Source organism: Amycolatopsis acididurans, from assembly GCF_012328925.1.
Classification (GTDB): domain Bacteria; phylum Actinomycetota; class Actinomycetes; order Mycobacteriales; family Pseudonocardiaceae; genus Amycolatopsis_E; species Amycolatopsis_E acididurans.
In genome coordinates this window covers 22,237-47,687 of sequence record NZ_JAAXLS010000035.1, presented here as the reverse complement: position 1 = coordinate 47,687, position 25,451 = coordinate 22,237, and the positions used below count along the sequence as shown (strand labels likewise).

The 25,451-nt window shown below is 70.7% G+C and carries 22 protein-coding genes and 1 other RNA gene; 5 read left to right on the top strand and 18 right to left on the bottom strand.

The genetic code is table 11. From position 1 onward, the window contains the following. Positions 1–8: 8 nt before the first annotated feature. A complete protein-coding gene (gene lysX, locus HFP15_RS31425; RefSeq protein WP_168520408.1) occupies positions 9–3,284 on the bottom strand; it encodes a bifunctional lysylphosphatidylglycerol synthetase/lysine--tRNA ligase LysX in 3,276 nt (1,091 codons plus the stop codon). A gap of 124 nt (positions 3,285–3,408) precedes the next feature. Between lysX and panB the strand changes: the two genes are divergently transcribed. Then, positions 3,409–4,269 (top strand): 3-methyl-2-oxobutanoate hydroxymethyltransferase, encoded by an 861-nt coding sequence (panB, locus tag HFP15_RS31420; protein WP_168520407.1) that lies wholly within the window; start codon positions 3,409–3,411, stop codon positions 4,267–4,269. An 11-nt stretch (positions 4,270–4,280) separates the two neighbouring features. Here panB and HFP15_RS31415 read toward each other — a convergent pair whose 3' ends face one another. After that, a complete protein-coding gene (locus HFP15_RS31415; protein ID WP_168520406.1) occupies positions 4,281–5,171 on the bottom strand; it encodes a cytochrome c oxidase assembly protein in 891 nt (296 codons plus the stop codon). Further along, complete coding sequence (locus HFP15_RS31410; RefSeq protein ID WP_168520405.1) at positions 5,168–6,103, bottom strand: undecaprenyl-diphosphate phosphatase; 936 nt, start codon at positions 6,101–6,103, stop codon at positions 5,168–5,170. Before HFP15_RS31410 ends, HFP15_RS31415 begins: the two co-directional genes overlap by 4 nt. A 97-nt stretch (positions 6,104–6,200) precedes the next feature. On the opposite strand from HFP15_RS31410, the gene pip reads away from it, so the two are divergent. Beyond that, the gene (gene pip / locus HFP15_RS31405; RefSeq protein ID WP_168520404.1) at positions 6,201–7,154 is read left to right on the top strand and encodes a prolyl aminopeptidase; all 954 of its coding nucleotides are present in this window, start codon (positions 6,201–6,203) and stop codon (positions 7,152–7,154) included. Here the strand turns inward: pip and HFP15_RS31400 are convergent. The 3 genes from HFP15_RS31400 to HFP15_RS31390 are packed head-to-tail and all read right to left on the bottom strand — an operon-like array spanning position 7,125 to position 9,693. Beyond that, entirely contained in the window at positions 7,125–7,901 is a 777-nt protein-coding gene (locus HFP15_RS31400) for a helical backbone metal receptor (RefSeq protein ID WP_168520403.1), read from the bottom strand. The two genes, pip and HFP15_RS31400, sit on opposite strands and share 30 nt — an antisense overlap. Beyond that, positions 7,898–8,278, bottom strand: coding sequence for a DUF4326 domain-containing protein (locus tag HFP15_RS31395; RefSeq protein WP_168520402.1), 381 nt, complete (start codon positions 8,276–8,278; stop codon positions 7,898–7,900). The genes HFP15_RS31400 and HFP15_RS31395 overlap by 4 nt, the downstream gene beginning before the upstream one ends. Beyond that, positions 8,275–9,693 carry an RNB domain-containing ribonuclease gene (locus HFP15_RS31390; RefSeq protein WP_376768910.1) on the bottom strand — a complete coding sequence of 473 codons (1,419 nt, stop codon included), beginning with the start codon at positions 9,691–9,693 and terminating at the stop codon, positions 8,275–8,277. Before HFP15_RS31390 ends, HFP15_RS31395 begins: the two co-directional genes overlap by 4 nt. A gap of 193 nt (positions 9,694–9,886) precedes the next feature. On the opposite strand from HFP15_RS31390, the gene HFP15_RS31385 reads away from it, so the two are divergent. Continuing rightward, positions 9,887–10,849: an ATP-binding protein gene (locus HFP15_RS31385; protein WP_168520401.1), complete on the top strand. Its 963-nt coding sequence runs from the start codon at positions 9,887–9,889 to the stop codon at positions 10,847–10,849. 16 nt (positions 10,850–10,865) lie between these two features. After that, positions 10,866–11,258, top strand: a complete 393-nt coding sequence (locus HFP15_RS31380) for an SCO5389 family protein (protein ID WP_168520400.1) — start codon at positions 10,866–10,868, stop codon at positions 11,256–11,258. A 91-nt stretch (positions 11,259–11,349) separates the two neighbouring features. On the opposite strand, the gene HFP15_RS31375 is transcribed toward HFP15_RS31380, so the two are convergent. From HFP15_RS31375 to rnpB, 9 genes are all read right to left on the bottom strand, one after another. Beyond that, positions 11,350–12,507 (bottom strand): hypothetical protein, encoded by a 1,158-nt coding sequence (locus HFP15_RS31375; protein WP_168520399.1) that lies wholly within the window; start codon positions 12,505–12,507, stop codon positions 11,350–11,352. A 16-nt stretch (positions 12,508–12,523) separates the two neighbouring features. After that, positions 12,524–13,525: a C40 family peptidase gene (locus tag HFP15_RS31370; RefSeq protein ID WP_168520398.1), complete on the bottom strand. Its 1,002-nt coding sequence runs from the start codon at positions 13,523–13,525 to the stop codon at positions 12,524–12,526. Positions 13,526–13,528: 3 nt separating this feature from the next. After that, positions 13,529–14,125, bottom strand: a complete 597-nt coding sequence (locus HFP15_RS31365) for a hypothetical protein (protein ID WP_168520397.1) — start codon at positions 14,123–14,125, stop codon at positions 13,529–13,531. 8 nt (positions 14,126–14,133) lie between these two features. Continuing rightward, the gene (locus HFP15_RS31360; RefSeq protein ID WP_168520396.1) at positions 14,134–16,215 is read right to left on the bottom strand and encodes a magnesium transporter; all 2,082 of its coding nucleotides are present in this window, start codon (positions 16,213–16,215) and stop codon (positions 14,134–14,136) included. A 43-nt stretch (positions 16,216–16,258) separates the two neighbouring features. Further along, positions 16,259–19,045, bottom strand: a complete 2,787-nt coding sequence (locus tag HFP15_RS31355) for an ATP-binding protein (RefSeq protein WP_246272207.1) — start codon at positions 19,043–19,045, stop codon at positions 16,259–16,261. Positions 19,046–19,153: 108 nt separating this feature from the next. Next, positions 19,154–19,570, bottom strand: a complete 417-nt coding sequence (locus HFP15_RS31350) for a hypothetical protein (RefSeq protein WP_168520394.1) — start codon at positions 19,568–19,570, stop codon at positions 19,154–19,156. 10 nt (positions 19,571–19,580) lie between these two features. Next, entirely contained in the window at positions 19,581–19,847 is a 267-nt protein-coding gene (locus HFP15_RS31345) for a hypothetical protein (protein ID WP_168520393.1), read from the bottom strand. A gap of 456 nt (positions 19,848–20,303) precedes the next feature. Next, positions 20,304–21,173: an SCO6745 family protein gene (locus HFP15_RS31340; RefSeq protein WP_312871842.1), complete on the bottom strand. Its 870-nt coding sequence runs from the start codon at positions 21,171–21,173 to the stop codon at positions 20,304–20,306. A 41-nt stretch (positions 21,174–21,214) separates the two neighbouring features. Beyond that, an RNA gene (gene rnpB, locus HFP15_RS31335) (RNase P RNA component class A) lies at positions 21,215–21,605 on the bottom strand. Between the two features lie 116 nt (positions 21,606–21,721). Between rnpB and HFP15_RS31330 the strand changes: the two genes are divergently transcribed. Next, positions 21,722–22,774: an SLC13 family permease gene (locus tag HFP15_RS31330; protein ID WP_168520392.1), complete on the top strand. Its 1,053-nt coding sequence runs from the start codon at positions 21,722–21,724 to the stop codon at positions 22,772–22,774. A 4-nt stretch (positions 22,775–22,778) separates the two neighbouring features. On the opposite strand, the gene HFP15_RS31325 is transcribed toward HFP15_RS31330, so the two are convergent. Genes HFP15_RS31325 through HFP15_RS31315 form a run of 3 tightly spaced genes read right to left on the bottom strand, consistent with a single transcriptional unit; the run spans position 22,779 to position 25,413 of the window. After that, on the bottom strand, positions 22,779–23,858 hold the full coding sequence (locus HFP15_RS31325; protein WP_168520428.1) for a bifunctional RNase H/acid phosphatase: 1,080 nt from the start codon (positions 23,856–23,858) through the stop codon (positions 22,779–22,781). A 2-nt stretch (positions 23,859–23,860) separates the two neighbouring features. Then, a complete protein-coding gene (locus HFP15_RS31320) occupies positions 23,861–24,598 on the bottom strand; it encodes a zinc ribbon domain-containing protein (protein ID WP_168520391.1) in 738 nt (245 codons plus the stop codon). Beyond that, a complete protein-coding gene (locus HFP15_RS31315) occupies positions 24,595–25,413 on the bottom strand; it encodes a Nif3-like dinuclear metal center hexameric protein (RefSeq protein ID WP_168520390.1) in 819 nt (272 codons plus the stop codon). The genes HFP15_RS31320 and HFP15_RS31315 overlap by 4 nt, the downstream gene beginning before the upstream one ends. Positions 25,414–25,451: the final 38 nt, after the last annotated feature.

The following is a 25,451-nucleotide window of genomic DNA, read 5'->3' as shown; positions in this document are numbered from 1 at the left end:
GAGCGGGGTCAGCTCCTCGGCCGCACGAACGGGAACAGCACCGTCTGCCGGATCGAGGCACCGGAGAGCATCATCAGCAACCGGTCGATGCCGAGCCCGAGCCCGCCGGTCGGCGGCATCCCGTGTTCCAGCGCGAGCAGGAAGTCCTCGTCCAGTTCCATCGCCTCGACGTCACCGCTGGCCGCCCGCAGCGACTGGGCCTCCAGCCTGCGCCGCTGCTCCAGCGGATCGGTCAGCTCGGTGTAGGCCGTGCCGATCTCCGCGCCGAACGCGATCAGGTCCCAGCGTTCGGCCAGCCGCGGATCCTGCCGGTGCTGCCGGGTCAGTGGCGAGACCTCGGTCGGATAGTCGGTGTAGAACGTCGGCTCGACGGTGTTCGGCTCGACGAGGTGCTCGAACGCCTTCTGCACCAGTGCACCCGCACCGGCCTCGTCGTCGGCGGGCACGCCCGCGCGGCGGCACAGCTCGCGCAGTTCGCCGGCGGCGGTGCCCGCGTCCACATGCGTGCCCAGCGCCTTCGACACGGCCTCGTGCACCGTCACGACCGGCCATTCGCCCGAGATGTCGACAACGCCGAGATCGGGCCGGTGCACGACCGGCGCGCCGTGCGCGGCGATCGCGGCCTGCTGCACGAGTTCCCTGGTCAGGGTGCGCATGGAGTCGTAGTCGGCGTAGGCCTGGTAGGCCTCCAGCATGGTGAACTCGGGGTTGTGGGTGGCGTCCACACCCTCGTTGCGGAAGTTCCGGTTCAGCTCGAAGACCCGCTCGACCCCGGCCACACACAGCCGCTTGAGGTAGAGCTCGGGCGCGATCCGCAGGTACATCCGCATGTCGTAGGCGTTGATGTGGGTGACGAACGGGCGGGCGTTCGCGCCGCCGTGCACCGTCTGCAGCATCGGCGTCTCGACCTCGAGGAAGTCGTCCGCGTGCAGGCGTTCCCGCACCGCGCGCACCACCGTGCTGCGCAGCCGCAGGATCTCGGGCAGATCGGGATCGAGGTAGCGCCGCCGCACCCGGGTCTCCGGATCGGCCAGGCCCTTTCGCTTGTCCGGCAGGGGATGCAGGCATTTCGCGGTGACCGTCCAGTGCTCGACGCGCACGGACAGCTCGCCGCGTTGGGACGTCACCACCTCGCCGTGCACGCCGACCTGATCGCCCAGGTCGACGCCGTCGCGCCACAGGCGGTCCTTGGTGAGCATCAGCTGCAGCTCCCCGGTGAAGTCCCGCAGCCGCACGAAGGTCAGCCCGCCGAGATCGCGGATCGCCACGACCCGCCCGGACACGCTGACCATCTCGCCGGTGTGGGTGTCCGGCGGCAGCGAGCCGAACTCCCCCACCACGTCGGCCAGCACGCGATCGCGCTCGAACCCGGGTGGGTACGGGTCGATTCCGTTCTGCCGCAACCGATCCAGCTTCGCGATGCGGACCCGGACCTGCTCGGGACGGCGCAGCGGCCTCGGTTCGGCCTGCATCGCGTACGCGTCGATCTCGGCGACCTTGGCGAGGAACTCGGGGCTCACGCCCCGCTGGGTGAAGCCGCGGCGGCCGGGGCGCAGGCTGGTGGGCACGAACCCTTCCAGCGCCCCCGCGACCAGGCCGACCTTCGGCAGCCGCCGCGCGGAGGTGTAGCAGAGGAAGCGTGGTTCCCATTCCGGCCCGTACTTCGCGTTGGACCGGTACAGCGATTCGAGCTGGAAGAACCGGGACGCGAGGCTGAGGATCCCGCGCCAGGCCCGCAGCACCGGGCCCGCGCCGATGCGCTCACCGGCGGCGAACACCGCGCGGAACATCGCGAAGTTCAGCGAGATCCGCTGTGCACCGAACTCGCCGGCGTGGGCCACCAGCTGCGCGATCATGTACTCGTTGAGCCCGTTTTCGGCGTAGCGGTCGCGGCGCATCAGATCCAGCGACAGCCCGCGACGGCCCCACGGCACGAACGACAACAGCCCGCGCAGCACGCCGTTGGCGTCGTAGGCCTGGACCATCACGCAGCGCCCGTCCGAGGGATCACCGAGCCGGGACAGCGCCATCGAGAAACCGCGTTCGGTCTCGTCGCCGCGCCAGTGCTGCGCCCAGCCGAGCATCTCGTCCATTTCGGACGGTGTGATGTCCGCGTGCCGCCGCACCCGCGTCGTGTAGCCCGCGCGTTCGATCCGGCTCACCGCCTGCCGGACCGAACGCCGCTCGGGTCCGGTCAGGCTGAAGTCACGCACGTCGAGCACGGCCTCGTCGCCCAGTTCCAGCGCCTTGAGCCCGGCTCGCGTGTAGACCTTCGCGCCGCGTTCGCTCGCGCCGAGCACGCCCGGCGCCCAGCCGTAGGTGTGCGCCTCGGCAAGCCACGCCTCGACGGCCTGCGGCCAGGACTCCGGATCGCCGATCGGGTCGGCGCTGGCGACGGTCGTGCCGGACAGCACGCGGTAGGTCACCGCGGCCCGGCCGTTGGGCGCGAACACGACGCTCTTGTCACGGCGGGTGGCGAAGTAGCCGAGCGAGTCGTCCTCGCCGTAGCGCGCGAGCAGTTCGCGCAACTTCAGCTCTTCGGAGTCGCTGTGGTGCCTGCGGCCGCCGACACTGCGGAAGAACGCGTACAGCGCCGCCACCGCGACCAGGGTGGCCCCGAGGTCGATCACCAGGTCCACCCACGTCGGGCCCTCGCGCACCCCGAGCCGCCGTAACTGCACCAGCTCACCGGTGGCGTGGTTGGCGGCCCACAGGAACTCGTCCACCGGACCCGTCAGCGTGCCGGGGAACAGCATCGTCAGCGCCCAGCCGCCGAGGATGACCACGGCGAGCCCGCCCCCACCGACGACCAGCGCCCGCCGCCACGCACCCGGCGCGAGCCGCGCCGGAAACGCCGGACGCAGCGCGAGCAGCAGCACGATCATCCCGATCGCGACCAGTTCGGCGCCGGTGAGCGCCCACAGCGCCATCGGAATGTGCTTGGCTTCGTGCCGTTCCAGCGGGAACACGGTGGGTGCCCACAGCAGGGTCGCCTGGTAGCCCATCGTCATCAGCAGGCCGCCGACCTGGAACAGGAGCAGCGTGTTGAGGGCGGCCCGCTTGCGCCGCCGCAACGCCGCACCCAGCACGAACAGCACCAGCGCGATCAGGATGTTGGAGTCCGCCGGGATGTTGAGCAGGTTGAACACGCCCGTCGTCCACCGGTAGAAGGCGTGATGCCCGCCCCAGATCAGCAGGATCACCGACGTCAAGGCACCGAGTTGCACCAGGGTGGCCAGCACGCCACCGGCCTTGCGCCGCCACCGCGGCACCTGTTCAGCCATGTTCACCGCCCCGTGTGAAGCTCATCGCAGCCACTTGGGCCGGTCGCGCCGCGATGTCACGCTGGTGTTTCCAGATCCACGACCCGGGGACCCGACGAGGGCCTCGAGGGAAGGTTGGTCGACGATGTCTAACCCCTCTGGCGAGACGGCGGCGCCGTACGGCGGCGGAGCGCAGTCCGGCGCACCGGTCAAGAAGGTCCGCATCCCGCATCTCCAGCAGCTCAAGGACCGCGGTGAGCCGTGGCCGATGCTCACCGCGTACGACATGTATACCGCCGAACTGTTCGACGAAGCGGGCATTCCGGTCCTGCTGGTCGGCGACTCGGCCGCGAACAACGTGTTCGGCTACGACACCTCGCTGCCGGTCACCGTGGACGAGCTGCTGCCGCTCGTCCGCGCCGTGACCAGGGCGGCCAAGCGGGCGCTCGTGGTCGCCGACCTGCCGTTCGGCTCGTACCAGCTCTCGCCCCAGCAGGCGCTGGAAACCTCCGTACGGTTCATGAAGGAAGGCCGCGCGCACGCCGTCAAGCTTGAGGGCGGGCACCGCTTCGCGCCGCACGTCGAGGCACTGACCTCGGCGGGCGTGCCCGTGATGGGGCACATCGGCTTCACCCCGCAGAGCGAGCACAACCTCGGCGGCTACCGGGTGCAGGGCCGCGGCGAGGCCGGTGAGGCGCTGGTCGCCGACGCGCTGGCCCTGCAGGAGGCCGGCGCGTTCGCGGTCGTGATGGAGATGGTGCCCGCCGAGGTGGCGAAGCGGATCACGCACGAGCTGCGGATTCCGACGGTCGGCATCGGCGCCGGGCCGGACTGCGACGCGCAGGTGCTCGTGTGGCAGGACATGGCGGGCCTGCGGCGGGGCAAGACGCCGCGGTTCGTCAAGCGCTACGCCAACCTGGCGGGTGAGCTGTCCAATGCCGCGTCGGCGTTCGCGGACGAGGTACGCCGCGGCGAATTCCCGGCCCCGGAGCACGCCTTCCACTGAGGCCGTGCGGCTCACCGGCGCTCCCGCCGGAAGCGTTTGGCCAGCTCCGGGTCGTTCTCCCACCACAGCCCGCTCGGCTCCTCCTCGTCGAGTTCGCGATCGGTCTTGACCGCCTGCCGTTCGTCGTCGCGCATCCAGCGGTGGAACAGCGCGCCGACGAACGGCAGCCCGGCCAGGTCGCCGCCGATCCACAGGATCCCGGCGCCGATGATCTGGTCCGTGCGCAGGTCGGGTCCCCAGGCGCGGCCGAGTGCGTGGTAGTAGTCCGCGGCGCGCAGCGGGCCCAGCCACAGCACCAGGCCCAGTGCCGCGTCGACGATCACCTCGGTGGTGCTGATGCCGAACGAGACGAGGTGATGGTCCTCGCGCGGGGTCGGGTCGACCCGCAGTCGCGTCCAGAAGTAGCCGAAACCGCAGCCCAGCAGCATCAGCCGGACGATTTCGTCCACCGCCCCGTTGCGCAGGGTCAGCTCGTACAGCGGCGTGAGGTAGAGCGCGAACGGCGGCACGATCAGCAGCACCGTGATGACCAGCGGAAAGGTGAGCGTCTTCGCGACCCGCCCACGGCCGATCCGGCGCAGGCGGTCGGCGTGCCGGGACGTGGCCAGCACGAGGGTCAGCGGGGCACCCAGCGCGAGCAGCAGCGGCGCGACCATGAGCAGCACCACGACCTGCACGGCCCGTGCCCAGAACAACACGTCGTCGTAGGCACCGAGAAACGAGCAGGTCAGGTACGCGATCGTGGCCAGCCCGGCGAGAAACGCCACGGTGCGCGAGCGCGGCCAGTCCACCCGGCGGGCGGCGGTGAGATATGCCCCACCCGCCAGCAAGACGAAAACTATCGCCGGAATATCGGGTGTCCACGTGGTGAACACCCTTTCCAGCGTCAGCGGTGCGGTCATACGGCGAAATAGATCAAGCTACCGATCCCGGCGATCACGCAGTAAATCGCGAACGGGTTCAGTGTACGTGTTTCGAAATACGAGGTCAGAAAGCGGACGGCGATGTAGGCCGCGACTCCGGCGACGATGCTGCCTGCCAGCGCGGGGCCGAGGGAAGCCCGGTTCTCCGCGGTGAACAACGACGGCATCTTGAGCACGCCCGCGGCCAAGATCACCGGCGTGGCAAGCAGAAACGCGAACCGCGCGGCGTCTTCGTGGGACAGGCCGCGGCGCAGGCCCGCCACCATCGTGATGCCCGACCGGCTGATTCCCGGCAGCAGCGCCAGAATCTGCGCCGCGCCGATCAGCACGGCCTCGCCGACGCCCAGCTTGGCCAGCCGCCGGTCGGAGGCCTCCTCGAGGCTGACCGCCCGCATCGGCATGGTCTCCTCGGCGGAGAAGTCGATGGTCGTCTCGGCCGCGACGGGCACCGGCTCGCGGGTGCGCCCGAACCGCTCGACGGCGAGCAGCACCGCACCGTTGAGCGTGAGAAAGATCGCTGTGGGCACGGGTTTTCCGAGGAAGTCGCGCAGGGCGCTCTCCAGCAGCAGGCCGGCGAGGCCGACCGGGATCGTGGCCAGTACGAGCAGCCACGCGAGCCGCTGGTCGGGATCGGCGACCTCGCGGTCGCGGATCGAGGTCCACAGCCCGCGCAGGATGCGCACCCAGTCGTGCCGGAAGAACACGACGAGCGCGATCGCCGTGGCCACGTGCATCGCGACCAGAACGGCCAGATACGGCGAACCCTTGCCGATGCTGAGGTCATCCGCCCACGAACCGCCGACCCAGGCCGGCAGCAGAATACTGTGCCCGAGGCTGGACACCGGGAACAATTCCGACACACCCTGCAAAGCACCGACAACGATTGCCTCGAAATATGTCACAGTGGACATTGAGGACCTTTCTGGGAACGTGGGTCCGCCGATTCCTCCCGAAAGTACCTGACGCGTTTCGGGACCTGACCCTGGCCAGGTACGGCACGATGGGCGAATGGACGATTTGTACCCGCCCATCCAGCCGCACGAGTCGGGGCTGCTCGATGTCGGCGACGGGAACAAGATCTACTGGGAGGTTTCCGGCAATCCGGGCGGCAAGCCCGCGGTGGTCGTGCACGGCGGTCCCGGCACCGGCATCGTGCCGATGTCGCGGAGTCACTTCGACCCCGACGCGTACCGCATCGTGCTGTTCGACCAACGCGGCGCCGGCCGGAGTGTGCCGCACATCAACTCGCCGGACGCCGATCTGTCGGTCAACACGACGTGGCATCTGGTCGCCGACATGGAACGGCTGAGAGCGCACCTGGGGATCGAGCGCTGGCTGGTGTTCGGCGGGTCGTGGGGCGCGACGCTCGCGCTGGCCTACGCCGAAGCCCACCCCGGCCGGGTCAGCGAACTCGTCCTGCGTGGCGTGTTCACCGCCCGGCGCGGTGAACTGGACTGGATCTACAACGGCGGCGCTGCGCAACTGTTCCCGGAACACTGGGAGGACTACCTCGCACCGGTTGCGCCGGACCGGCGCGACGATCCGCTCGCCGCGTACATCGACCTGATCGAGCATCCCGACCGCCAGGTGCGGGAACGTGCGGCGATCGCGTGGAGCGGCTGGGAGGGCGCCATCGTGTCGCTGATGCTGCAGCCGAAGTTCCACGAGGACTACACCGAGCCCGAGTTCGCCCTGACCTTCGCACGGCTGGCACTGCACTATTTCCGGCACCAGGCCTGGCTGGAGGAAGGACAGCTGATCCGTGACGCCGGGAAACTGGCGGGCATCCCCGGCCGCATCGTGCAGGGACGCTACGACGCCGTCTGTCCCCCGTCGACGGCGTACGAGTTGCACCGCGCCTGGCCTGGTTCGCACCTGACGCTGGTCAACGGCGCCGGGCACGCCGTGGCCGACCCTGGGATGATGGGGCAGCTACGCGAGGCGACCGACGAGTTCCGCTAGCGACCGCCTTCCCGCCACCAAGGACGGCCCGTACCAGGTCAGGTACCGGCCCGACACCAGCACGTACCGCACCCCGGGGAAGGCCTCCGGGCCGTCGTCGTCGGTGAACAGATACGGCTCGTCGGGCAGCACGAGCAGGTCCGCGGCACCGTCGGCGAACCACGACCGCAGCTCGTCCAGCGACGGCCGCGGATAGCGCTCCTCGTACGAGGAGTACACAATGGACACCCCGAGCCGCCGGAGCACGTCACCGCCGAAGGTGTCGCGCCCGAGGATCACCCAGGGCTTGCGCCACACCGGGACCACGGCACGCGCGTGCACCGGCGGGGTCTCCCGCCAGAGCTCCTCGGCCTCGACGAGCCAGTCCGGCTCGGGTGCGTCGAGTGCCTGGGTGAGGATCCGCCGCAACGAGGCCAGCGCATGCGGCACCGTGGCGGGCGCCTCCATCACCCACACCGGAAAACCGTTGGCGCGCAGGCGTTCCACGTCCTCGGGGCGGTTCTCCTCGGAGTTGGCCAGCACCAGGTCCGGTTCGAGCTCCAGCACGCGGTCCAGTTTCGGGTACTTCGAACCACCGACCCGAGCAACGTCCAAATCGGACGGATGGGTGCAGTAGTCGGTCGCGCCCACGATCGCGCCGGGCACGGTCGCCTCGACCGCCTCGGTCAGGCAGGGCACGAGCGACACCACACGCCGCGGCGCGCGCCGCAGCGATACGTCCTCGCCGAGGTCGTCGAACAGAGTCATTCCGTTCCTTCAACGTAGTCCAGCAGCACGTCACCGTGACACGGCAACGGTGCGCACCAGCAGCCGAGCGCACGCCCGGACAGTTCCCCGTCCCGCAGCCGCCGCACCAGATCGGGCCTGCCTTCGAGGTACTCGCGATAGTGCCGCACCATCGTCTTCCGATCGAGCTTGGCGTCCTTGACGAACGGGTTCGCGAAGTCCGACTCGGGCCAGGAATGCCGGTTGCCCCGGTGCCCGATGTAGGTGATCAACCCGCGGTCGGCCAGCCAGGGCACGACGTGCTTGTGCGGCCCCGACTTCCGCACGTTGACCAGTACGGCGCGGCCTTCCTCGGCCCGCCGCGCCAGCTCCAGCTCCGCTTCGGTCCAGTTCGTCACGCCCGCTCGAACGACACCTTCCGCTTCTCGACGTCCACCGCGGTCAGCCGCACGGTGATCCGCTCCCCTTCCGGCAGGTTCGCGCCCGCGCACTTGGCCATCACCGGCGGATCCTCCACCAGGATCTCGGCCCTGGCCTCCTCCGCGCGCAGCACCACCGCCTCGAACGTACCGCCGATCCGCTCGGCCAGCATCCACGCCTCGACCTGCCCGATGCAGCCACGTTCGACGCGCGCGGCGAGCGTGTCCGACGCGCTCATCAGCACCGGAAGCTCCGGCAACGCCGCCCGCACCCAGTCCGGCACCGGCTTGTCCGCGCTCACCGCGAGGCACACCTCGGTGGCGAACCGGTCCACCAGCCTGCGGATCGGCGCCGTGACGTGCGCGTACGGCGCACCGAGCCCGGCATGCGTGGTCGAGGGCGGCAGCCCGCCCTCGAAGGCGGTGTAGCCGGCGCCGCGCAGCAGCCGGGTCGAGCACGTGTACAGGGCCATCGACTCGGGCAGTGCGGGGTCGAGCCCGGCCAGCAGCTCGGCGACGCTGATCCGTTCCGGCCAGTCGATACCGAGCGCCTGCGCGGACCGGCGCAGCCACAGCACCGAATCGTCGTCGGCGTCGGGCAGCGTGCGCAGCACACCGACCTCGGCGTCGATCATCATCCGCGCCGCGACCATGCCGGTGAGCAGCGACATCTCCGCGTTCCACGCTTCGACGTCGTGCCGGGGCCGCATGCCGAGCACCCAGCCGTCGCCCGCGTCACCGCCGACGGTCTGCTCCGGCAGCTGCAGTTCGAGCGCGCCGCGGTGCACGGCCAGCTCGCGGCGGAGCCTGCCCAGCGCCGGCAGCGCGGCGATCGACGGATGTGGATTCCCCTGTTCGATCGCGGTCTGCACGCCGTCGTAGTCGAACTGCTCGGTCGAGCGAACCAGCGCGCGGCGGACCCGGGTGGCCACGGGCTCGCCGCCGGAATCGATGTCGATGGTCCACAGCACCGCGCAGCGCACCTCGCCGGGCAGCAGGCTCGCCGCGCCCTCGGAGAGCACCGGCGGATGCAGCGGCACGTTGCCGTCCGGCAGGTAGAGCGTCTGGCCGCGGCGCCGGGCCTCGCGGTCCAGCGGGCCGTCCGGTGCGACGAAGGCGCCGACATCGGCGATGGCGTAGTGCAGCCGGTACCCCTCGCCGCGGCTCTCGATCACCATGGCCTGGTCGAGGTCCTTGGCCCCGGGCGGGTCGATGGTCACCAGCGGCAGGCCGGTGGCGTCCTCGCGGCCGGCGGCGGGTTCGGGCGGGTCCATCGCGACGCGTTCGGCCTCGGCGAGCACGTCGGCACTGAAGGACTCCGGCAGCTCGAACTCGGCGCGCAGGCGAGCGAAGTCGCCCTCCGCCGGATGCGAGCCGACCACGAGACGAGCCACCCCACGACCCTAACCCGGAAAAGCCGTGGTGATCCGCATTCTTTTCCCGGCAGTTCCCAGGCAGGCGGCCGTCAGCGGGCCCGCGACAGCCACCCCTCCTACCCGATCGTGGAGCGGCCACCCGGGTGTATCTTGCGTTGACAACAATGAAAATCGATGTCGTTTTCGTTTTAATCGAGAGGTGTGGTCGGTTGTGAAGGTCGCCTTCGTCGGCAAGGGTGGCAGCGGGAAGACGACGCTGACCTCCCTTTTCGCCGCGTACCTCGCCGGTTCCGGGCGCCCGGTGCTGGCGGTGGACGCGGACATCAACCAGCACCTGGCCGTCGCGCTGGGCGCGTCCGAGGAGGAGGCGGCCGCGCTGCCCACGCTCGGCGAGCACCTGCCCTTGATCAAGGACTACCTGCGCGGTGACAACCCCCGCATCCCGAGCGCCGACGCCATGATCAAGACGACCCCGCCGGGCCGCGGTTCGCGTCTCGTCCGGCCGTTCGAGGACAATCCGGTCTTCGACGCGTGCTTCCGCGAGGTCGCCGGTGTCCGGCTGGGCGTCACCGGCCGGTTCACCGAAGACGACCTCGGTGTCGCGTGCTACCACTCCAAGGTCGGCGCGGCGGAGCTGCTGCTCAATCACCTGATCGACGACACCGGCGAGTACGCGCTGCTCGACATGACCGCGGGCGCCGACGCGTTCGCGTCCGGACTGTTCACCCGCTTCGACGTGACGTTCCTGGTGTGCGAGCCGACCGTGCGCAGCGTGGGCGTCTACCGGCAGTACGCGGAGTACGCGAGCGACTGGGGTGTGCGGCTCGCGGTCGTCGGCAACAAGGTCACCGACGACGAGGACGTCGAGTTCCTGCGCGAGCAGCTCGGCCCGGATCTGCTGTGCTGGCTGACCGGCTCGGGCCACGTGCGCGCCGCCGAACGCGGCCGTGCCCGGCCCATCACCGCACTGGAAACGCACAACATGGACGCGCTCGCGACCATGGTGTCCACTGTGGACAACACGACGCGCGACTGGGACCGCTTCCACCGTCAGGCCGTCGAGTTCCACCTGCGCAACGCGCGTTCGTGGGGCAATGACCGCACGGGGCTGGATCTGGCCGGCCAGATCGACCCCGAGTTCGTACCCGGACCGGCCGCACTGGCCGGGTCGTAACCGCAAGGAGATTCAGTTGTCCCTCGATGTACCCGCCGCCCTGCTGGAGCGCGCCGAATCCGGTGCCGTCACCGACGATGAGTTCGTCGCGTGCGTTCGCGAGTCCCTGCCCTACGCGTGGCAGGTGATCAGTGAGGTAGCCGCGGAGCTGGGCACCGGCACGGCCGAGTTCGCCGATCACGCGACCCCGCCGCCGTCCGAGACCGAGCGCGGCCAGTTGCTGCGAGCGCTGGCGTCGGACGCGATCCGGGGCGGGCTGGAGCGGCACTTCGGCATGAAGCTGGCGTTCCAGAACTGCCACCGCGTGGCCGGTTTCCGCCCCGCCGCCGTCGACGGCGAGGTCTACCGGGAGTTCATCTCACCGGCGGGCCAGCTGCGCAACCAGAGCCCGGAACTGCGGGACTGCTGACATCCGCCACGAAAAGAGGGGGTGAGCCTGGCCGGGCTCACCCCCTTCTCGCGGTCCGCTGTTTCACTCGGCGGCCGGCTGCCGCGTTGTGTCACGGTCGGTAGCGGTAAGGCAGCTCCGTCGGGTCACCCGTGGGGCCGAAGTCGGCCGGCTCGTCGGAGGACGCCTCGCCGGGCAGCGGGTCGAACCAGCCGCGGTCCAGCCGGAGGCCGCGCGGCGGGGTGTCCTCGTCGGAGGCGGGCCGGGGCTCCTGCGCCTTCGGGGGAGCCACCTGAGCCCAGCCCACCGGAGGCTGCGGCGCTTCGGGAGCCGGTGCGGGCGGCTCTTGCGGGGGCGGCTGAGATGGGGGTGTCTCAGCGGGAACCGGCGTCTGCGCCGACGGAGGCTGCGGTGGCGCCCACTGGGCCTGCGGCGATTCACCCTCCTGCGCGGGCTGCTCGGCCTGCGGCGACTCGGCCGGTGCCTGCGCGGGCAGCGGCTGCGACGACGGCCCGCCCAGTGGCTGCGCGGGCAGCGGCTGCGACGACGGCCCTGCCGGGGCCTGCCCCCACCCCGCCGGAGCGCTCGGTGCCTGTCCCGCCGCGCCCTGTGGGTCCTCCGGCGCGGACTGCGCGGGCACCCCCGCGGCGGGCGTGCCCGTCTTGTTGGGCGTCTCCGGCAGCGGCGGCACCGACGGCGAAGGGCTGGTCGGGGTGTTCCGCCACACCGGGGCCGGCGGGATGATCATCGGCGCGGCGCGGGGACGGTCGGGCTCGGCCTGTGCGGCTTCGGCGGCCCGGGCCGAACCGCGCGGCGGAATCGGGTCCAGGCACGACACCAGCACCGTCGTGTTCGCCGGGTCCTCGACCTTGCGGCCGCTGCGCTCCCGGTACACGAGCTCACCATCGGTGTCGATCTCGACGATGTACCCGGCCTCGGCGAGCTGCTCCTCGTCCAGATCGACCAGATTCTCGTGCCGAGAGGGCACCACGCGGTAGACCGGCCAGTCCAGGCCGCGGTGCGTCTGGTGGAACTGCGCCAGCATCGCCGACATCTGCTGCTGCCACGGCAACGACATCGCCTCCGCGAGCGAGCGCGGCAGCACGACGTAGCCCTCGCTCACCCCCGGCCAGTTCGCCGAGAGGTAGTCGGCCAGCGGGGTGCTCGACGCGGGACGCGCGGCGGCGGGGCGGGGCGGCGGAGGCGCACCGAACAGGTCGCGCGGCTCGCCTGCCCCGGACTTGCGTCGCTTCCCGTACTTCTTAGCCACAATTGATCCTTAGCACTCACACACCCGGCCGCACGGCCTGCGGCACGAGCTCGGCCTCGTTGAACGAAACCGACCGCGTGTGCACCGGCACACCGGTCTGCTGGGCCTCCACGATTTTCCCGTTGCCAAGGTACATCGCGACGTGGTGAATCGTGTTGGGATTGGACGGATCGTAGGCCCAGAACAGCAGATCACCGGGCTGCGCGTCCCGCACCCGCAGCATCGCCCCGTCGTGGTACTGGTCGGCCGAGACCCGGTCGAGGGTGATCCCGGCGGCCTGGTAGGCCCGCAGCATCAGCCCGGAGCAGTCGTAGGAGTCCGGCCCGGTGGCGCCCCACACGTAGGGCTTTCCCTGCTCTCCCAAGGCGAACGCGATCGCCTTGGCCGCCGCCTGGTTCGCGGGCAGCGCCAGCCCGACGCTCTGGCCGCAGGTGCTCACGTTGGTCACCTGGCCGACGTTCTGCACCAGGTAGGCGGCCATCGGCTCCCATTTGTGGTAGCGATCCGGGAACGCCGAACGCTCGACGTCCTGCGCCGAGGAGCCCGGCCGCTGCGTGTCCCAGCCCGGCACGGACAGCAGCACGTCGTAGAACTTGTTGATCTGATAGGAAATGTCCTGCAACTGCTGAACCGTGCCCCACCCCATCGACGGCCGCATCTGGAAGATGCCGAGCGAGTCGCGGTCACCGTAGCTGAGGTTGCGCAGCCCCGATTCCGTCATGCCCGCCTGGATCGCGACCTGCCAGGCGCGCGGGGAAAGGTTCCGCTGCTTGCCGATCTGCACGATCATCTGCACGATCTGCTTCGACTCGGGAGCGAGGTTCGCGGCCTGCCCCTGCGCGGTCTGCTGCTGGCCCGGCGTGGTCGGGCCGACCGCGGCGTCACAGCTGACGTTGCTGTACCCCTGCGCCTGCGCGGCCTGCTGCTGATCGGTGACGACCTTGACGACGACCGTCGTGGTCGCGATCGCCGCGAAAAGCGCGGTCACCACGACCCCGATCAGCAATCCCAGCCGCATGCGTCAGCTCGCCTGGTCGTATCCGGACACACGCCATCCGGCGGATGTCTGCGACACGGTGATGGTGAGCTTGGGGCCGTCGGTGGGTACGAGCGCCTGCACGGAACTGGTGTAGGACGCGGTGGCCACCGGTTCGCCGGTGAGCCGCGTCGCGGGGATGTTCGCAGGGTCCACAGTGGACATCTGTGGCAGGAATTCCTCGGTGGTGTAGGGCCGCAGCCCGTTCAGCCACTGCGCGTTGGTCATCCCGGCCGGGTGGGTGACCCAGGCCTGCGCCCAGGCCTTGGCGGTGTTGAGCGCGTCGGGGTTGGGCGCCGCCGAGGTCGGCTGCAGCAGCGGCGCGGTGAGCCGGGTGGACATCGGCGCGGGCGAGGGCGCGCTGCTGGACTGCCGCGTCGCGGCCGGGTCCCGGATCTGCACCGGCGAGGGACCCTGGCTGGTTCCCTTGTTGCCGAGGAAATGCGGCACCACGATGCCGATCGCGGTGATCAGCACTGCGACCACGATCCCGGTCGCCACGAGATGGCGCGGGGACCGCAACGGGAATCCCCACAGCCTGCGATAGACCGCGGCGCGCCCGCGGTTGGTCCTGATCGGCATCTCTCACCTCACCGCACGACGGAATCCGTGTCGCGCGGTTCGTCGCGCACCTCGATCCCCCGGGACGGCCGGTACAGCACGTGCACCGGCCTGCCGCCGATCAGTTCCCGCTCCGCGCGCCTCGGCTGCGGCCTGCTCTGCGCCCTGGCAGGCATCCGCGCCGACGGCATCCTGGACGGCACCACGACCGGTTCGTGCTGCTCCCAGTCGCGGTCGTACACCGGCGAGGTGTCGACGCGACGGCTCTGCGGCTGCGGCGGAAGCCACGACGCGTCCGCGCGACGGGTCGTTCCCGGCGGGGCCGAGTACACGTAGTCGCCGTCCGGGTCCCCGCTGGAGGGCAGATATTCCGGCATGATCCCCGGGCCGCCACCGGCGGGCAGCCCACGGCGGCGGGATCCGCTGCCGGGCAGGGCCGCGCCGCCACCGGGCCACGGCGCGCCGGACCACGCGGCCGCCGGGCGCGCGGCCATCGAACCGGCGCCGTCGAGCCGCTGCGCGTTCGCGAAGATCGTCGCCTCCGGGCGGTACCGGCCGCCACCGGCGGTGGCACCGATCGGGCCGCGCGTCTCCAGATCGCTGTCGTCGCCGTCGCGCACGTTCTGCCAGAACTCGTCCTGCGGCGTCGGGCCGGTCTCCGTGCGGCGGAACCGGGAGAAGATGCCGCCGCTCGGGGCCGGGATCGAGGTGCCGACCATGCCGACCGACATCTCGACCATCTGCCACAGTCGCCGCACCGGCCGCCCGACGAGGAACAGCAGGACCGTCACCAGACCCGCCATCACCATCTGCGTCAGCATCGACAACGAGTTGCCCGCCGCGAAGATCGCCTGCAGCAGCAACGCGTGCACACCCGCGAGCACCGCGAGGACCATCAGGTTGAACGCCACGCCGCCGAGCACCTTCGCCACCCTGCGCAGGATGTCGTGATGCACCAGCGCGACCAGGCCGATGAGCGGCGCGGTGAGCGCGAACAGCCGGATCAGCACCTGCGCCAGCAGCACCGATGCCTTGGCCAGCAACTGGAACAGCGCGTAGACCAGGCTCTGCAGGAAGGCCAGGAATCCGGCACCGGTCCGGCTGCCGTCCTCACCGGTGAAGTAGCCGGTCGCGGGCCCGAGCTGCGTGGCGATCTGCTTGTAGGACGCCTTCTTCCCGTCCACGACGGCCTGGTTGGCGTCGTCGCCGTTGCGTTGCTGTTCCCAGGTGAACGCCTGCGCGTCCAGCAGCGGGCGCCCGTACTGCTGCGCCTGGGACGAATCCGGTGACCCGAACTCGCCGCGCAGCCAGCTCCGGTACACGACCTGGTTGTGCAGATCGGTCGGCAGGATGTGCCGCACCACGCGATCCTGGGTGTCCTCGACGAATCCGGCCTGGATGTTCGTCGTGGTCTGCACGATCGCGTTGTCTATCGGATCCAGGTAGCGCAGCATCGCCAGCGAGGACGCGGCGAGCCAGACCGCCGCGAGGGCGTACAGGCCGCGTTTGCTCACGGCGGCGAGATCGCCACGCCAGATGTTGCGGAACATCAGGATCGCCAGCAGCAGGGCCGCGAGGCCGAACAGCTGGGCGTAGATGTTGTTGTAGACCTTCTCCGCGCCGCTCTTGACCGCGTTGTAGATCGGGTTGAGCAGCCCGCCCTGCATGACGGTGTAGTGCAGCGAGTTCGTCGCGCCCACGATGTTCTTGGCCACGTTGAACAGCTCGTTGCCCGCCCAGGTGTCGATCGTCGTGTTCGGGTTCGACACGGCGGACAGCGGGCTGCAGTCGGTCTGGTAGACGTCCCAGACCATGCCGGCGTAGCCGTAGTTCATGTACGGGCTGCCGACCTCGCCCTGCCCCTGTGCCGGGTCGATCGCGCCGACCATGCCCGCACCGGGCTGCTCCGGGTTCGGCGCGTCACCGCAGGCGGCCGCGGACGCTGCCGGGGCGGTGATCGCGGTCTGGAGTGCCAGCAGCAGCGCGACCATGGTCATCGTCGCGGCGCGGCCCGGCCTCTTGTTCTTGAACCCCCCGTTGCGCACGAACCGTTTCAGGCCGTGCCACACGGCGGCGCAGGCGAACACGCAGAGCAGAGTCACGACGGTCATGCCCCGGCCTCCACGAGCGCGCCGGGCTGTGAGTGATCCGGGGTCATGCCGCGTCCCGGCCGTGACCGCCGCGTTTGCCCGCCGTCGCGGGCTCTCCCGTCGCGTGCTCGCCGTCCCCGGCGAGCAGCTGCTCCTCGGTCAAGCCCATCTCCCGCTCGGCCGCCAGGTCCAGGTCCTGTTGCAGCTCGTCGTCCTCCGGAGGTGGCTCGGGCACGTACTGCTTGTCGCTCTCCGTGGCTTCCCGCGCGGCACGGTTGTCGGCGGGCAGCGCGTCCTTCGAACCCGGCGTGGTGTCCATCGCCGCGCGCAGGTGCTCCAGGTGCGGACCGGAGAAGTCCACGCGGATCCGTTCGACGCCACCGGCACCGTCACCGAAGACGAACTGGCGCGGCTCGCGGTCGCGCTCCGCGTCGCGATGCGCCCCCGGCCTGCGCCCGAGCGCGGCGATGACCTGCTCGTAGCCGACACCCACCGGCACCTTCAGCAGCCGCAGCGCGTCGGCCTGCGCCTCGTCGTCGTCGAGCCGTCCGACGAACACCGAGTCGAGCAGCGCGACGAAACCCTGGATCTTCAAGAAGTCCGCCGGGATCTGGGACGACAGCAGCACCCGGACGTTCCACTTACGCGAGTCACGCGCGAACCGGTTCATCAGCACGCGACCGGTCGGCACCTCGGACAGGAAGAACGCCTCGTCGATCCAGACGCCCTTGCGCAGGTCCTTCGGCTTCTCGTACACCGAGCGCTGGGTCAGCCACGCCGCCAGGTTCAGCATCTCGACACCGAGCGCCTCGGCGTCGGTCCAGTGCTCGCGGCCGACGCCGTCCTTCGGCAGCGTCAGCCCGGCCATGGTCAGCACGGTGAGGCGGTCGTCGCGGGTCTCCGAGTACGGGTCGGCGTCGGTCTCCGGGATGAGCAGCGACATGCGCTCGCGCATCTCGTCGAGGAAGTCCGCGACGACGATCGCGTGCTCGTGGTGCTCGGAGGCGTCCCGGCGCAGCGCGTCGATCACCTGCCCGGGATCGGCGTCGTAGCGGCCACCGACGGCGCGGACGGCGCGCAGCAGCACGATCCGGCTCTGCGGCATCCGCGCGACCTCGTAGGGCAGGATCCCGGTCAGCACGTCGAGCACGAGACGGCGTCGGGTGGCCCCGGCCAGCGCCCGCTCGCGGCGCCACGCCCGCTCCGGGTTCTCCTCGTCCATGAAGTGCTCGAGCAGCGGCTCGGCGACCACGCGGTACGGATTCAAGATGCCCGGCTGGGCGTTGAGCAGGTTGATCGGCCGCGCGTACGGCTTGATCTCCGGCAGTTCGCACAGCCGCGACAGCGGGCCCGACGGGTCGAGCAGCGTCCAGTGCGCCCCGGACCGCAGCGTCTTGTAGACGATGCCGCCGCCGAGGAACGACTTGCCGCCACCCAGTCCGGCGACCATCGCGGTCAGACCGGATCCGTCGCGGATCTCCTGCGCCATCCACGGGTCCCACGCGACGGGCCGCCGGGTGGCGGTGACCGTCTCGCCGAGCAGGATGCCGCGCCGGTCGCCGACCTCCGCGGTCGCGGTGGGCACGGCCGCCGCGGCCCAGACCACCGAGCCGCGGCGCATGTACGCCGAGGAGGCCAGCGGCTCGCCGGGGATGAACTCGCGCGCCATCGCGTACTGCGCCTCGGGATGCTCGATGGCGACCTTCGGCTTGTACAGGTCCAGCAGCTGCTGGGCCAGGCGCAGCGCGTCGCGCTCGTTGGGGCCGGACACGGCCAGCCGCCACCACGAACGGACCCGCGTGGCCAGAGCGGTGAAGCCCGAGGTCATCTCGTCGTCGATCTCGAGCACCCGCGACGCCTGCCGCGCAAGCGATTGCGGCGGCTCCAGCTCGTGCTCGTCGGTGTAGTGCTTGACCTGGGAGCGCACCTTGTTCATCTGGCGCTGCAGCTCTCCGGCGACCTCCTCCGGCCGCCGCACGTAGATCCGCGCGGACCATTCCACGGAGGCCGGCAGCCGGTCGGCGTGCTGCACCCACGGGTCGTCGACCTCGGGGATCTGCAGTCCGTGCATCTGGCCGACGGTGAGCACCGCGACGTGCCGCCGCACACCGGCGTTGGACCCGGTCCGGCCGCGCACGCTGAGCGTGGGCGCGTACGGCTCGGCGTGGAAGTCCGCGGCGTCGGTGAAGCTCGCCAGGTCCTCGGGCTCCCATTCCGAGCCGGGCACGGCGGGCATGTTGCGCGGCGCGGGCAGGCCGAGCGAGCAGGAACGGTGCATCAGCCAGGACATCTCGTCGGCGTGCACCGGGCGGCCCTCCAGCCCGGACGAGCCGATCACCTGGTCGAGGTGCTCGACCTCGGAGTCCAGCGCGGTCAGCTCCGCGTCCACGGCCTCGGGCAGGATCTTGCGCAGCAGCGGTGCGGCGCTTTCCACCGCACGGTCGACCATCCGGCGGGTCTGCACCTGGACCCCGATGTAGACCTCCTTCTCGGCCATCGAGCGGCCCATGAGCTGCTGCTGCTCACCGATCAGGTAGTCGTCGAAGGACAGCGCGCCCGCGGTGTCCGGCGGGCGGCCGACCGCGTTGTGCACATGCGCCTCGGCCCACATCCGGATGGGATACGGGCGCGTGGTGACCCGCAGGTGCAGCCAGCGGCCCTGCAGTTCGGCGTACTGGCCCGCGATCGCGGCGATCAGATCGCGCCGCTGGGAGTCCGACCGGAACGACCAGCGCTGCGGGGCGAGCCGGTACCACGCGTAGACCTCGTGACTGGTGCGCAGCAGGTGGCCGTCGATGCTGCGGGCGGCGATGGACGGGGTGTAGGACGGGATGGCCTGCTCCCCCGGCAACCGCCGGTTGCCCTGTTTCGGCTTCGCCTGGGCACGACCGTTACGCGACTGCCACTCGGTGGCATCGCGCGCGTCCTGCTCTTGGTCCTTCCGGCGACCGAACAACGGCTACCTCCTCGCCGGGGCCGGGGGCCGGCTCCGGCGTGCTCGTTTGTTCCTTGGCAAGGGCCGCTCCGAGCGGACCCGGAGCTTGGTGGCGCTGACCGCACCGCCGCTACCTCGGCTGTCCTCCCGCGGCGCGTGCAGTTCACGCAACCACATCGTGAATACCGCACCGAGCGGGCGCTCGTGGCTGATCTTTCGAGTGATCAACCGGGTGATCAGGATCGTGGCGACGAAAGCCCACGCCGTCGAGAAGAACCCGAAGCCGACGCCGAGCTGCCGCTCCACGGTGAGCACGATCAGGAAGACCGCGATGCCCACGCCCCATGCGACATACCTGGCACGCCAGGGAAAGGTCGCCTTGGGCGGGCCGAGCCAGACCGCATCGACCCGGTAGACCTCGTCATCGGTACGAATGCGCACGAGGTTTCACTTATCCGGTGAACAGGCCGGCGATCCATTCGCCGACGTTGACGCCCAGGCCGGACACGGCGAGGCCGATGATCGCCAGCGCGATCACGACGCCCGCGAGGCGGCGCATGACGCCGGCGTTGTCGCCCTTGCCGCCGCCCAGCCAGAGCAGCAGCAACGCGACGGCCAGCAGTACCAGCGGGATGATGTTGTCGAGCATCCACTGCTGGACGCCTCGGGTCTTGATCTCGCCCTGCGCCAGGTGGCTCACAAGCGTCATCATGGTCATCGCGTACTCCCGGGTGCGAGGAGTGTGGTCGGGGTGGGTCACGCCGGTCGGGCCCACGGGGCTGGAGCTTTGTCCGGTCTGGCTAGTTCATTGTGTCACTAGGTGTGACAACTGAGCTGCTCTCCGTCGAAAGTAACTCATCTTCACCAGGCACGGTACGGCCACTCTCCCTGAACTCGTCGCCCTCCATCATCGTTGCAAGGCCGCTCAGGATTAACCCCGTCCACCCGTATTTCGTAGTTTGAGCGCGAACTCACGCCCCAGCCAGCGATTCGCTCACGCTGGGTTGGTAGTACCACCGCTCTGTACCGGCCGGGATAGTGTGGCATGACCCGTTCGGGGGCAAGCGTTCTACCCGCCTGTGACAGGTGGGACTTCGATGTCGATCACCTGACCGAGCAGTTTTGGTCACACCCCGCATGAAGCCATCCCCAAAGCGAACACTTTGGGTGACATTCATGCTCTCGGTGAGGCGAAGACGCCGTCCGGATACGCGCCCGCGGCGACTACTGTCCGGCTCAGCTCACGGCCGAGATCGCGGAGCCGGTTCGCTTTCTCGGCGCCGAGCCGCCGCCACGGCCCGGCCGCCGCGGTATTGGTCTGGCCCTCCACCCGGTCGCGCAGCCGCTGCCCGTCCTCGGTCAGCCCGCCGTCGGCGTCGAGGATGCCCGCGTCGCGCAGCTCGGCCGTCTCGGCGTCCCACTCCTCGTCCGACCAGCCTCGCGTGGCCTTGGCCGAGGCGGGCAGGAAGCCCTTGCCGGTGGCGGTGTGCGTGATCAGCGCGGCCAGCCCGCCGACACCGTTCGCGACGAGCGCGCCGATGTGCCCGTCGCCCCGGAACTCGCGCAGCAGCGTGATGGCGTGCCACAGCACGAGGTGCGGCTCCTTCGGCCACTCCAGCTCGGCGTGCCCGGCGTAGAGCGGACGGCCCTCGGCCGTGCAGCCCTCGGTCGCCTCGCGTGCCAGTTCGGCGGCCTCGGCCACCGCGGGCGAGGACGCGGCGTCGCCGAGCAGGCGGCGGAGCACGACGTCGGCGAGCGCGAAGCGGGCGTCGATGATCTGCTCCGGCTCGGCCAGCGTCCACGCGCGCGGGATGTGCTTGGCGACCAGCGCCGGGTTGAAGTTGTAGAACGTCGCGGCGACGGTGCCCGCGCCCGGTTTGCCCATCGGCGCCGAGCGGCTGGCGAAGTAGGTCATCCGGCCCGGCCGCAGTCCGGCGGCGGCGTAGCGCTCGTCGGCCTCGGGAGCGAAGTACAGCGTCGAGTGCAGCGGGTCGAGTGCCCGATGGCACCGGAGGGCGATCGTGCGGGCGTCGTCGTCATACACGCCCGTCACTTTTCCACACGATTCCGGTGGATTGAAGGGGGCGGACGAGCTGGCCTGTAAGCCGGATCCTGTGCCCTGGCGCCTCGCGGCGCGGCGGGCGGCGGCCATCCATCTAGGCCTGCCGTTGCCGGCAGGCTCGAGCGGCCTACCCGCAGGCTCGGGCGGGCAGCCCTCGAACGCCTGCGCAGACGCCCGGGGGCGTCCTCTTGACCTTGCTCCGGGTGGGGTTTACCGAGCCGTCCCGGTCACCCGGGACGCTGGTGGTCTCTTACACCACCGTTTCACCCTTACCCCGGCTCGTGACCGGGGCGGTCTGTTTTCTGTGGCACTTTCCCGCGGGTCACCCCGGGTTGCGGTTAGCAACCACCCTGCCCTGTGGAGTCCGGACTTTCCTCGAAGGGGCCAGCCCCTCGCGGCCGCCCGGCCACCTCGTCCGCGCACCTAGCGTAGCCGTCCTCACGGCGTGCACGGCGTCGCCCCTCCACGTGCGGCGCGGCGCCGTCACACCCGTGGGAAGCCGGGCCTGACCAGCGCCTTAGCCTTACGGCGTGCACGAGGTACCGCCGACACTGGGGTTTCTCGCGGCGGTACTCGTGGTGGCACACCTGGCCGGCGTGTACGGGGTGTTCACGTGGCTGGGCGCCAAGCTCGCGGCCGCGTGCCACGGCAGGCCGCGGCGGCTGCTGGTGCTGACCTTCGCGGCCGCGGCGGGCACCACCGCGGTGCTCAGCCTCGACGCGACGGTCGTGCTGCTGACGCCGGTGGTTCACGCGACGGCGCGGCGCCTGAAACTCACGCCGCGGCCCCATGTCTTCGCGTGCGCGCATCTGGCCAACTCGGCGTCGACGCTGCTGCCGGTGTCGAACCTGACCAATCTGCTGGCGTTCTCCGCCTCGGGACTGACCTTCGGGGCGTTCACGAAGCTGATGGCCCTGCCGTGGCTGGTCACGATCGCCCTCGAGTTGGGCGTGTTCGTGCGCTTCTTCGCGGAGGATCTCGAGGGGCACGGCGAGGAGGAGGCCGATGTCGAGCCCGCGCCGGTGTTCGCACTCGTCGTGGTCGCGCTGACGCTGGCAGGCTTCGGGGTCGCGCCGCTGCTGCGGCTCGCGCCGGCGTGGGTCGCCGCGGCGGCCGCCGTCGTGCTCGCCGCACCGGCGCTGGCGCGGCGGCTGGTGCGCGTGCGGGACCTGGTGCTCGCGGCGAATCCGGTGCTGTGCCTGGCGGTGTTCGTGCTGGCGTGGCTGGTGGAACTGGTGCCGCCGAACCTGCTGGGCGCGATGCTTCCGGAGGGCACCGGGCTCGCGGAGTTGCTGCTGACGGCGGTGATCGCGGCGGTGCTGGCGAACGTGGTGAACAACCTGCCCGCGACCCTGTTGCTGCTCGCCGCACTCGGCCCGCACCCCGCGGCCGGTCTGGTGCTGGCGGTGTTGCTGGGCGTGAACCTCGGCCCGAACGCCACCTACCACGGCTCGCTGGCGACGCTGCTGTGGCGCCGCACGCTGCCGACCCGGCCCAGCGCGCGGGATTTCTTCCGGCTGGGGATGCTCACCACGCCGCTGACGTTGGGGGCGGCGACGGCGGCGCTGTGGCTGTCGCTGTAGCGGGCTACGTCAGGTGGCAGGTGTCGTTCGCCAGTCTCACCGAGGCGTTGCCGTCGGGGTAGAACTCGGCCAGCGACAGCGACGCCAGGTCCAGGTGCAGGCGGAACAGCAGCGACGGACCGGCGTCCAGTGCCAGGCGCAGGATGGACTTGATCGGCGTGACGTGGCTGACCACGACGACCGTCTCGCCCGCATGGTGTTCGAGCATCTCGTCCCGGAACGCCGTCACGCGCCGGTGCACGGACTCGAAGCTTTCCCCGCCCGGCGGCGCCACCGTCGTGTCCCGGATCCAGCTGCCGTGCAACTCCGGATCGCGTTCGGCGGCTTCGGCGAACGTCAGGCCTTCCCACTCACCGAAGTCCGTCTCCAGCAAGCCCTGGTGCGTCTCCACGCGCCCGCCGACCGCGTCGGCCACCGCCTGCGCCGTCTGCTTCGCCCGCATGAGCGGCGACGCGATGATCCGCACCGCCTCCCCGGCTTTGACCACCTCGGGCATCCCGGCGAGCCGCTTCGCCGCGGCCGCCGCCTGCTGACGTCCGTGCTCGGTCAGCACCACGTCGCCCCGGCCCGAGTACCGGCGGTCGATCGACATCTCGGTCTGTCCGTGCCGCAACAACAGCAGGCGCGTCGGCTTCCCGCGCGCGCCCGTCCACCGCGCGGGCGAACTCGTCGGCGCCGGTGCGATCCCGGCCTGGGTGTCCATGGCCTCGTTCGCGAGCCGGTCGGCATGCGAGTTCTCGGCACGCGGGATCCATTCGAACCCGACCCGCTCGAACCGCGCGACCAGACCCCGCGCCTGCTCGGCCAGCGCCCGCAACGCGTCGTGCTTGACTTTCCAGCGCCCGGACATCTGCTCGACGACCAGCTTCGAGTCCATCCGGACGTCCACAGTGGACGCGCCGAGCTCCGCCGCGGCCGCCAGCCCGGCGATCAGCCCCGTGTACTCCGCGACGTTGTTGGTCGCCACGCCCAGCCCGGCCTGCCGCTCGGTCAGCACGGCGCCGCTGTCGGCGTCCCGCACCACCGCGCCGTAACCGGCCGGACCGGGATTGCCCCGCGAACCGCCGTCGGCCTCGACGATCACCCTCACAGGCCGGACTCCAGCGTGCGCACCAGGATCGCGCCACAGTTGTCGCAGCGCACGACCTCGTCGTCGGCCGCGCTTTTGATCTCCGAGATCGAGCTGCGGTCCAGTTCCAGCTGGCACGCACCGCACCGGCGCGCCCGCAGCAGCGCGGCGCCGATGCCCTTTTGCTCCCGCACCCGCTCGTACAGCGCCAGCAGGTTCTCCGGGAACCGTGGCGTGAGCTTGCCCCGGTCCTCCTCACGGCGAGCCTGTGTGGTGTCGAGGTCCTTGACGTTCTCGTCGCGCCGGCGGGTGGCGTCGGCGAGATCCTGCTCGGCCTTGTCCACCTCGGCCCCGGTGCGCTGGCCGTCCATCTCCAGCGCCTCGCGCCGCTCCATCAGCTCCAGCAGATCGTCCTCCAACGCGGACTGCCGCCGGGCGAGCGTCTCCAGTTCGTGCTGCACGTCGTTCATCTGCTTGGCCGACACGGTGCCGGAATCGAGCAGCTTGCGGTCGCGCTCCTCGCGCGCCCGCACCGACTCGATCTCCTTCTCCTGCCGCGCGATCTCCCGGTCGAGGTCGGAGATCGCGGTCTGCGACGACACCAGCGTGTCCCGGTGCTTGCGCACGGTCTTCTCGGCCTCGTCGATCTCGGCGAGCTCGGGCATGGTCCGACGGCGATGCGCGACGCGGGAGAGTTCGGCGTCCACCTTGGCGAGGTCGAGCAGCTGACGCTGGACGGCGGGGTCTGCCTTCACTGGATGTGCTCCCTCGAAGCTCGGATCGTCCACGGGTCCGTCCGGCGCGTGGACACGTGAGTGTCGACGTTACCCGCAAAGGCGTCCCGGACAATCCCCGAGGCTTGCTCGCACCACGGCCACTCACTGGCCCAGTGAGTCAGCCCGACCAGCGCAGGCCCACCCCCTTCGAGATGCTCGCCCGCCGGGTGGTGGCGCAGGTCGGCGGTGACGTACGCGTCGACCCCGGCCTCGGCCGCCGTCGCGAGGTAACTGTCGCCCGCACCGCCCGAGACCGCGACCGTCCTAATGAGACGGTCCGGGTCGCCGCCGCCGAACACGCCGGGCTCGGTGTGCGGCAGCGCGTCGGCGACCCGCTGCACGAAGACGGAAAACGGCTCGGGCTCGGCCAGCTCACCGATCCGGCCGATGCCGGTCACGCCGTCGGCGTTCGGGTTGAGCGGGCGCAGCACGCGCAGGCCGATGGCCGCGGCGAGCGCGTCGGAGACGCCGGGACTGGCGGAGTCGGCGTTGGTGTGCGCGCAGTACAGCGCGATTCCGCTGCGGATCATGCGGTGCACGAGCCCGCCCTTGGTGGTGTCGGCAGGCACCCCGTGCACACCCCGCAGCAGCAACGGATGGTGCGCCACGATCAGCTGCGCGCCGAGTTCGTCCGCCTCGGCCACGGTCGCCTCGACCGGGTCGACGCACACCAGCACCCGGCGCACCTCCTCGATCGGATCGCCGCAGACCAGCCCGACCGCGTCCCAGCTCTCGGCGAGCGAGGGCGGATAGGCGTCCTGGAGTACGGCGATGATCTCCGAAAGCGCGGCCATACCCGGGATCTTCGCATTCGATCTGGTCACAGGCGCAC